At 63.8% G+C, this 7,810-nt stretch carries 9 protein-coding genes and 1 pseudogene; 4 read left to right on the forward strand and 6 right to left on the reverse strand.

The window, feature by feature from the left end:
* Positions 1–241: pseudogene (locus EOA36_RS20035) on the reverse strand (lytic transglycosylase domain-containing protein); the annotation flags it as partial.
* A gap of 182 nt (positions 242–423) precedes the next feature.
* Here EOA36_RS20035 and EOA36_RS20040 point away from each other — a divergent pair.
* Positions 424–993 (forward strand): methylated-DNA--[protein]-cysteine S-methyltransferase, encoded by a 570-nt coding sequence (locus EOA36_RS20040; protein ID WP_127279107.1) that lies wholly within the window; start codon positions 424–426, stop codon positions 991–993.
* A gap of 159 nt (positions 994–1,152) precedes the next feature.
* On the opposite strand, the gene EOA36_RS20045 is transcribed toward EOA36_RS20040, so the two are convergent.
* On the reverse strand, positions 1,153–1,479 hold the full coding sequence (locus tag EOA36_RS20045) for a hypothetical protein (RefSeq protein ID WP_127279108.1): 327 nt from the start codon (positions 1,477–1,479) through the stop codon (positions 1,153–1,155).
* Between the two features lie 275 nt (positions 1,480–1,754).
* On the opposite strand from EOA36_RS20045, the gene EOA36_RS20050 reads away from it, so the two are divergent.
* Positions 1,755–1,967: a cold-shock protein gene (locus EOA36_RS20050; RefSeq protein WP_015316174.1), complete on the forward strand. Its 213-nt coding sequence runs from the start codon at positions 1,755–1,757 to the stop codon at positions 1,965–1,967.
* Positions 1,968–2,191: 224 nt separating this feature from the next.
* Here EOA36_RS20050 and EOA36_RS20055 read toward each other — a convergent pair whose 3' ends face one another.
* The 3 genes from EOA36_RS20055 to EOA36_RS20065 all read right to left on the reverse strand — a co-directional run bounded on the left by EOA36_RS20055 (position 2,192) and on the right by EOA36_RS20065 (position 4,630).
* Positions 2,192–2,800 (reverse strand): glutathione S-transferase family protein, encoded by a 609-nt coding sequence (locus EOA36_RS20055; RefSeq protein WP_127279109.1) that lies wholly within the window; start codon positions 2,798–2,800, stop codon positions 2,192–2,194.
* 82 nt (positions 2,801–2,882) lie between these two features.
* On the reverse strand, positions 2,883–3,737 hold the full coding sequence (locus tag EOA36_RS20060) for an EAL domain-containing protein (protein WP_127279110.1): 855 nt from the start codon (positions 3,735–3,737) through the stop codon (positions 2,883–2,885).
* Positions 3,734–4,630 (reverse strand): EAL domain-containing protein, encoded by an 897-nt coding sequence (locus EOA36_RS20065; RefSeq protein ID WP_127279111.1) that lies wholly within the window; start codon positions 4,628–4,630, stop codon positions 3,734–3,736. Before EOA36_RS20065 ends, EOA36_RS20060 begins: the two co-directional genes overlap by 4 nt.
* Before the next feature lie 216 nt (positions 4,631–4,846).
* Here EOA36_RS20065 and EOA36_RS20070 point away from each other — a divergent pair, with 216 nt between their 5' ends.
* Positions 4,847–6,049, forward strand: coding sequence for a pyridoxal phosphate-dependent aminotransferase (locus tag EOA36_RS20070; RefSeq protein WP_127279114.1), 1,203 nt, complete (start codon positions 4,847–4,849; stop codon positions 6,047–6,049).
* A gap of 75 nt (positions 6,050–6,124) precedes the next feature.
* Here the strand turns inward: EOA36_RS20070 and EOA36_RS20075 are convergent, their stop codons facing one another.
* Positions 6,125–6,520, reverse strand: coding sequence for a cupin domain-containing protein (locus tag EOA36_RS20075; RefSeq protein WP_127279112.1), 396 nt, complete (start codon positions 6,518–6,520; stop codon positions 6,125–6,127).
* 396 nt (positions 6,521–6,916) lie between these two features.
* Between EOA36_RS20075 and EOA36_RS20080 the strand changes: the two genes are divergently transcribed.
* A partial coding sequence (locus tag EOA36_RS20080; protein WP_127279113.1) for a GTP-binding protein occupies positions 6,917–7,810 on the forward strand: 894 nt, incomplete at its 3' end.

Genomic DNA, 7,810 nt, shown 5'->3' on the forward strand with positions numbered 1-7,810 from the left:
GTGCCGGGGCGGCCGGGCCGGGGGTCAACTCGGCCGTCTGAACCGGCGTGATACCGGAGGATTGCGGCAGTACCGAAACCGTGTCCGGCAGCGGCACGGTGAAGCCGGCGTCGCTGCCTGCCATGGTCGCGGTTTCGGTCAGGGACGGCGCGGCCTTCATCTGCGAGGTCGAGGTGCAGCCGCTCATGCCGGCTGCCGCGACGATCACACCGATGGCGATAAGGGTTTGTTTTGCTGGCAAGCCGCGCTCGGAGTCCGGTTTGTCGGGTCGTTAAGATTTCCCTTACACCAGCGATTCTTGGGTAGCAATCGGGGCCATCTGGTGGTTTTCGGGTGGCGGGATGCAGGCGGCGATGCCATATTGTTCCTGATATGTACCGGCAGGAATCCCGGATTCCGCCGCTTTGCGGAAAGGAGCGCAGCATGGAAACGACCTCTTCGATCACAGCCGGCCACGCAGTGTTAGAAACAGTGATCGGTTTCATGGGCATCGCCTGGAGCGAAAAGGGCCTGATCCGGCTCTGCCTGCCCGAACGCAGCCGCGAAGCGATGGAGCGGCGGCTGATGCGCCACGCCGGCGTTTCCGCCTCCACGGCCCAGCCGTCATGGGTGGTCGAGCTGATTGCCTCGATCAAGGCCTATGCCGCGGGCGAGGACGTCGATTTCACCGGCTTTCCCGTCGATCTCGACGGCATCGACGATTTCCGCCTCGCCATCTACGACGCCGCACGAAAACTCGGCTATGGCGAAACCACCACCTATGGCGAACTCGCCAAGCGCGCCGGCCATGCCGGCCTGCCGCGTGAAACCGGTGCCGCCCTTGGCGCCAATCCGGTGCCGCTAGTCATCCCGTGCCATCGCATCCTGGCCGCCGGCGGCAAGATCGGCGGCTTCTCGGCGCCCGGCGGCTCCGTCACCAAGGAAAAGATGCTGGCCATGGAAGGCGTGCGCGTCGGCCCGCCGCCGCCGGCGCAGGTGTCCTTCGGGTTTTGAGAGCAGTAAGCTGCTCCCGGGTGTGTTGAGATTCAGGTCAGGCCAAGCCGAAAACTGTGGCTTCCGAGAACCGGAGCGGAGCGTACTTGACGTACGTGAGCACCGGAAGCGGAGGAAGCCACGGTTTGCAGGCCGGCATCACCTGAATATCGGCACACCCTAGTGGCGGCGTATGAAGCGATGCCTGAAACGCTCATTGTCCGGCCGCTTGCAGATATAGACCGGGCAGGACTTGGTGTCGGCGCTGGGCACATAGGCCCGCGTCCTCACCTCGCCCATGGTGCAGAACTGCTGGCTCTGCACGTAGCGGTCGTAGAGCGGCAGCCCCGGCACCCGTTTCGACTGATAGCGCAGGATGACCGCACCTTGGCGCGCGATCGTCGACTGAACCTTGCCGCAGCTCATGCGCGTCGGGTCGTAGCGCGAGATCGCCTGCGCCTGGGCGGCCACCAGCGTGAGGCAGGCGGCAAGCAGGATGGTTTTCATGGTCCTCTCCCCTCGATCCGCCGCTCGGGGACGGCGCGATCTTGCGTCACGGTTTCACCAGATTGGGGCGGCCGTTGGGCGGCCCCCGATCACGGCTTTTTCACGCAGTCTTGTTTTTTGTGCGAAAGCAGCCTATATCAGCCCCATTGATATTTCGGCCGATCGATCCGGGCCTCGCGATCTTCGCGTTTGCTGACGTCTATCTCCAAAATCTCGATGCACACCGGCTGGATTTCGGTCCGGTCATACCAAAGCAAATGTGAAGGACTATTTTTATGGCAACTGGAACGGTCAAGTGGTTCAACGCCACCAAGGGTTTCGGCTTCATCCAGCCTGACAGCGGCGGCGCGGACGTTTTCGTCCACATCTCAGCTGTCGAGCGCGCTGGCCTGTCGACCCTGGTCGAAGGCCAGAAGATCAACTTCGAGATCGAGCAGGACCGCCGCACTGGCAAGTCGTCCGCTGGTTCTCTGAGCAAGGCAGCCTGATTTTGAAAATGGCGCGCGCCGGACGAGAGTTCGGGGCGCGCGGCAAGTCACGGATGTACTGACGGTCGCGCGAGAAGCGCGCCGGAGTGGAAAGACCCGACAAGCTGGAACAGCAGATAGCTGCCAGCCCGGACCGGACGCTCCCGATCAGGCTACCGAAATGGGAAGGCGGGATTTATCCCGCCTTTTTATTTGCCTGGATTTTGAATACTTTCGCCAGTCGCCTACCCCACCCACTCGACCGGCACATGCCCCGGATCCGCCTCCACGCGGCCGAGCCAGGCGACCACCGCCGGGTAGGCGTCGAGCTGGAAGCCGCCCTGCTCCGCCGTGTGCGTGTAGGCATAAAGCGCGATGTCGGCGATGCTGAAGGCGCCACCGGCGAAGAAGGCGTTGTTTTCGAGATGTGTGTTCATGACGCCGAGCGCCTTGTTGCCGCGCTCCAGCGTCGCCGCCAGCCGCTCGGGTGTCGCGTCCGCGGCCCGTTCGGGAAAAGTCAGCAGCGCCTTGCGCACGGCTATGTAAGGCTCGTGGCTGTACTGCTCGAAGAACAGCCACTGATAGGCGAGCCCGCGCTCGTACCTGTCCACTGGCAGCAAGCGCGTGCCTTCCGCGAGATAGAGCAGGATGGCGTTGGATTCGGCCAGCCGCCGGCCATCGTCCAGTTCCAGCAGCGGCACCATGGCGTTCGGATTCTTGGCGACGAAATCGGCTTTGCGCGTGTCGCCGGTATGCGAGCTCACCTCGACGGTGGTGAAAGCGAGGCCGAGCTTGGCCATCAGCAGCCTGGGCTTGTAGCAATTGCCGCTGTCGATCATGCTGTAAAGTATCATTGCCGGTCCCCGAGCGCTGCTTCTGCGGGCGGACTATCGCAGCGGCGGCATCCTCAACCAATGATTTGTTTTGGCGCGACCATCAGCGCCGCTTATGCAACGGCACGACCTTGTTGTCGAAGCCCAGCAGCCCATCGACCGCAAGCGGCTCTTCGTTGAAAATGGTGCCGGCAAGCGCCGGACGCCCGAGAAGAAAACCCTGCAGCAAATCGACCCCACCTTCGAGCGCGACGCGCAGGTGGGTGGGCTGCTCGATTCCCTCGACCAGCACCTTGGCGCCACGGTCGTGCAGGCTGGACACCAGCGGGCGGAAGAAGCGTTCCGCGGCGGCGTGGCGGCAGAATTCCGTGAACCAGCCGCCATCGATCTTGACGATGTCGGGCTGAAGCAGGCTCACCCGCTCCTCGGTCGAATGGCCGGTCCCGAAATCATCGATGGCGATGCGGATGCCGTCGCGCCGCATTTCACGCACCAGCCTGGCCAGCAGCGCATCGTCCGCCGCCTGTTCGGTGATTTCACAGACCAGCATGGCGGGCGCCAGGCCGAGTTCGTCGAGATGCCGGCTCATCAGCCGGATCTCGGCCAGCGCCCGGCCAGCATGGTCGTTGACCAGTGGATTGTAGTTGAAGAACAGGTCGAGCCTATCGACGCCGATATTGTGGAAATTCCTGAGATGCAGCATCCGGCACATGGTTTCGACGAACAGGCGGTCCGAGGCCGCGACGCTGTCGAAGAACATCCGCGGCGACCCCGGGCGGCCGGCCCGGTGCGGCTCGATCAGGCCTTCCACGGCCACTGGGTGCAAGCTGCCGCCGTGCGGGGCGTAGATCGGCTGGTAGGCGCTGCGCAGGCGGAAGTCGCCATGGATGCCATATTCGATGCCGATCTCATCGACGAAGATCGCATCGCCAATGGTGCGCCGGCGCTCGACACTCATGGCACGATCCTGCGCCCGAAAGCCTTTGCCCGCCGCCCCGTGCGCGGCGCAACCGCGGCGCGAGCGGAAGTATGGCTTGCGGCGGGGACAGGTTCGGGACTGCTCATCGCGAAAACACGGAAACTTGTCGGCGCGAGTTCTGGACGGGCCAGCACGTAGCCCTGGACCATCGAGGCGCCCGATCGCTCGGCCAGCTCCAGTTGCCAGCCTTCCTCGATGCCCTCGAACACGGTGCGGATGCCCTGGTCCTCGAAGCTCCTGACCATGGATGTCAGCAGCGCGAAACCAGCACCCGATTCCATCAGTTGCGTGATCCAGTGCGCATCGAACTTGACGATGTCGGGGCGCAACTCCTTGACGCGGGTGATGTCGGAATCGTCGGCGCCATAGTCGTCGACGGCGATCCGGAAGCCGTTGGCTCTAAGCGCGGCGACGAAGCTGTGCAGGGTCTCCTGCGATGCCGATCTCTGCTCCGTCACCTCGCATACGACGCGGCCCGGATCGATACCGGCTTCGTGCAGGACCAGCCTCATGTCCCGCAAGGCGTTGTCGACGATCGATCGCTCGGTGAACACCGAGGGATCGAAATTCACGAAGATCGATGCCTCCTGCGGCAGGCAGGCGCCGGCATTGAGCAGATGCAGTGTCCTGGTCAGCGCTTCGACATGCAGGCGGTCGGCCGCCGGACATGTCGAGAAGAAGGTCATCGGCGATTGCGGCTCGCCGTCGCGAAACGGGCGGATCAGCCCTTCGAACGCGGCGACCGACAGCTTGCCCTCGCTGAAGGCAAAGATCGGCTGGAAGGCGCTTTGCAGCGTATAAATGCCCCAGACACCGCTCGAGGTGCCGTCATCATGACGGATGATATGGGCAAGTCCGATGCTGCGTGACAAGGGTTCCTCGCTCCGCGACCTGGCGGAATTGAACCGCGATCCTGCCATGCAAGCCTCTACCGCCCGTTAATGAACTTTCTTTTGCCGATCACGCCTCATTGACCGCGCCACGCCACCTGGCCCAGCCGACAAGGCTTGCGCTGGGGGGAATGATGCGACATGAGAAGCGCCGCGGCCGCTCCTGGCCGCGCCTATCCTTTGGAGAGACAGAAGGTCATGGCCTTTCTTGCCGACACCCTTTCCCGCGTTAAGCCTTCCGCCACCATCGCGGTGACGCAGAAAGCCCGCGAGCTGAAAAATGCCGGCCGGGATATCATTGGCCTTGGCGCCGGCGAGCCCGATTTCGATACGCCCGACAACATCAAGAATGCGGCGATCGAAGCCATTCGCCGTGGCGAGACCAAGTATCCGCCGGTTTCGGGCATCGTGCCGCTGCGCGAGGCGATCGCGAAAAAGTTCAAGCGCGAGAACAATCTCGACTACAAGCCCGAGCAGACCATCGTCGGCACCGGCGGCAAGCAGATCCTGTTCAACGCCTTCATGGCGACACTGAACCCCGGCGACGAGGTCATCATCCCCCGCCCCTACTGGGTCAGCTATCCCGAAATGGTGGCGATCTGTGGCGGCACGTCGGTGTTTGCCGACACTTCGATCGACAACGGCTTCAAGCTGACCCCGGCGGTGCTGGAAAAGGCGATCACGCCGAAGACCAAATGGCTCTTGATGAACTCGCCGTCCAACCCGTCGGGCGCGGCCTATACCCACGCCGAACTGCGCGCGCTGGCCGATGTCCTCCTGAAGCATCCGCATGTCTGGACGCTGACCGACGACATGTACGAGCACCTGACCTATGGCGACTTCGTCTTCAAGACCATCGCCGAGGTCGAGCCGAAGCTCTACGACCGCACCCTGACCATGAACGGCGTCTCGAAAGCCTATGCCATGACCGGCTGGCGCATCGGCTACGCGGCCGGTCCGGTTCAGCTGATCAAGGCGATGGACATGATCCAGGGCCAGCAGACGTCGGGGGCCTGCACCATCGCGCAATGGGCTTCGGTCGAGGCGTTGAACGGCCCTCAGGACTTCATCGCCAAGAACAAGGCGATCTTTCAAGGCAGGCGCGACCTCGTCGTCTCGATGCTCAACCAGGCGCGCGGTATCACCTGCCCGTCGCCGGAAGGCGCCTTCTATGTCTATCCGTCCTGCGCCCAGCTGATTGGCAGGAAGACCAAGGCCGGCAAGGTGATCGACACCGACGAGACCTTCTGCTCGGAACTGCTCGAGGCCGAGGGCGTCGCGGTGGTGTTCGGCTCGGCCTTCGGCCTCGGCCCCAACTTCCGCATCTCCTACGCCACCTCGGAGACGCTGCTGGAGGAAGCCTGCACCCGCATCCAGCGCTTCACGGCATCCCTGACCTGATCTGGTAAGTCCAAAACAAAACCCGGCGTCAACGCTCAGGCGTTACCGCCGGGTTCGTCAATCCAGGCTCAGCACTCAGCCGCCATATTGCGCCGGCGTCACTGCTTCCAGCCAGTCGGCATGGATGCCGTCGAGCGCCTCCTGCATGGCGATATGCGTCATCGCCGACTTCGGCGCCGCGCCATGCCAATGCTTCTCGCCGGGCGCGAAGGAGATGACGTCACCGGCCCTGATCTCCCGGATTGGCCCGTCCCATGTCTGGGCCAGGCCGGCGCCCGCGGTGACATAAAGCGTCTGCCCAAGCGGATGCGTGTGCCAGTGGGTGCGCGCGCCGGGTTCGAAACTGACCAGCGTGGCCCTGAGCCGCGCCGGCGCCTCGGTCTCGATGATCGGCGTCTGCAGAACCCGGCCGGTGAAGTATTTGTCCGGCGCTATGATGGTCGGCACGCTGCCGCAAGCAATTATTTTCATCGTCTGTTCCTGGAACTGGTCGGAGCTGGCGAGGCGCCGGCCCCTTGAAGTCAAATGCATTCTCGGCCCGGATTGGCCCGGACGCAACCGGCCGGGTCGCCCGCTCGGCCTGATTTTTCTTGACTACGAACCTTGCCCGCATGGGACGGCCCCGCTGTTTGCCGGGCGCTCGGTCGAACCGCTCGCGCTCAGCGCCTGAGCCGGCCAGCCGCGCCGGCTTCCTATTTTTCTTGCCCTGCCGGCAAACAAGTGGGACGATGCATCAGGGCAGGTGGACATGAAAAGAACCCCGCCCGCGACGGTCGAACAGGCCGGCCGCCGCTCAGGACCGATTGACCACGCCTGAACCATGCATGCCAGTCGGTCCTACGGGAAACGCCTGAGTGGAGGTCAGCCATGGGTACTCGCGCCGGAGGACGACGCACGGGACCGAAATGCATTGCCATAGTCGGTCCCTTCGCAAGCGGTAAGACGACACTTCTCGAAGCCATACTGGCCCGTACGGGCGCCATCCCCCGCCAGAATCCGGTTTCATCGGGCAACACCGTTTCAGATCATTCGCTCGAGGCCCGCGCCCACGCCATGAGCGTCGAGGCGTCGATTGCCACCACAGAATTCATGGGCGAGCAATTCACCTTCGTCGACTGCCCCGGGTCGATCGAATTCTCCTTCGAGGCCGAACCGGTACTGGCCGCCTGCGATGTCGCGGTGGTCGTGGCCGAGGCCGACGAAAAAAAGATTCCAGCCCTGCAGCTCATCATGCGCAAGCTTGACGATCTCGGCGTGCCACGCATCCTGTTCCTCAACAAGGTCGACAAGGCGATCGCGGGCGTGCGCGACACGCTGAAGATGCTGCAGCCGACAAGCGCGGCGCCGCTGCTTCTGCGCCAGATTCCGCTGCGCAAGGACGGCGTCGTCATCGGCTCGATCGATCTGGCGCTGGAGCGCGCCTACATCTACCGCGAGTACGCCGAGAGCGAGGTGGCCGAGATACCCGGCGACGACAAGGCGCGCGAACTGGAGGCGCGCTTCTCCATGCTGGAGACGCTGGCCGACCATGACGACCAGCTGATGGAGCAGTTGCTCGAGGAGATCGAGCCGCCCAGGGACGCGATCTTCGACGATCTCGCCGCCGATCTGCGCGACGGCGCGGTGACACCGGTGCTGATCGGCACCGCCGAGAAAGGCAATGGCGTGCTGCGCTTGTTGAAGACGATCCGCCACGACGCGCCCGACATCGACGCGACCCGCAAGCGGCTCGGTGCCTCGGACGGCAACGCGACGGTGGTC

This window comes from Mesorhizobium sp. M8A.F.Ca.ET.021.01.1.1 (assembly GCF_003998025.1).
Classification (GTDB): Bacteria; Pseudomonadota; Alphaproteobacteria; order Rhizobiales; family Rhizobiaceae; genus Mesorhizobium.

Excerpts from the sequence above, each read along its gene's own strand:
- EOA36_RS20040 (WP_127279107.1), top strand. The coding sequence starts at position 424 with ATGGAAACGACCTCTTCGATCACAGCCGGCCACGCAGTGTTAGAAACA.
- EOA36_RS20055 (WP_127279109.1), bottom strand. The coding sequence starts at position 2,800 with ATGATACTTTACAGCATGATCGACAGCGGCAATTGCTACAAGCCCAGG.
- EOA36_RS20050 (WP_015316174.1), top strand. The coding sequence starts at position 1,755 with ATGGCAACTGGAACGGTCAAGTGGTTCAACGCCACCAAGGGTTTCGGC.
- EOA36_RS20075 (WP_127279112.1), bottom strand. The coding sequence starts at position 6,520 with ATGAAAATAATTGCTTGCGGCAGCGTGCCGACCATCATAGCGCCGGAC.
- EOA36_RS20060 (WP_127279110.1), bottom strand. The coding sequence starts at position 3,737 with ATGAGTGTCGAGCGCCGGCGCACCATTGGCGATGCGATCTTCGTCGAT.
- EOA36_RS20070 (WP_127279114.1), top strand. The coding sequence starts at position 4,847 with ATGGCCTTTCTTGCCGACACCCTTTCCCGCGTTAAGCCTTCCGCCACC.
- EOA36_RS20045 (WP_127279108.1), bottom strand. The coding sequence starts at position 1,479 with ATGAAAACCATCCTGCTTGCCGCCTGCCTCACGCTGGTGGCCGCCCAG.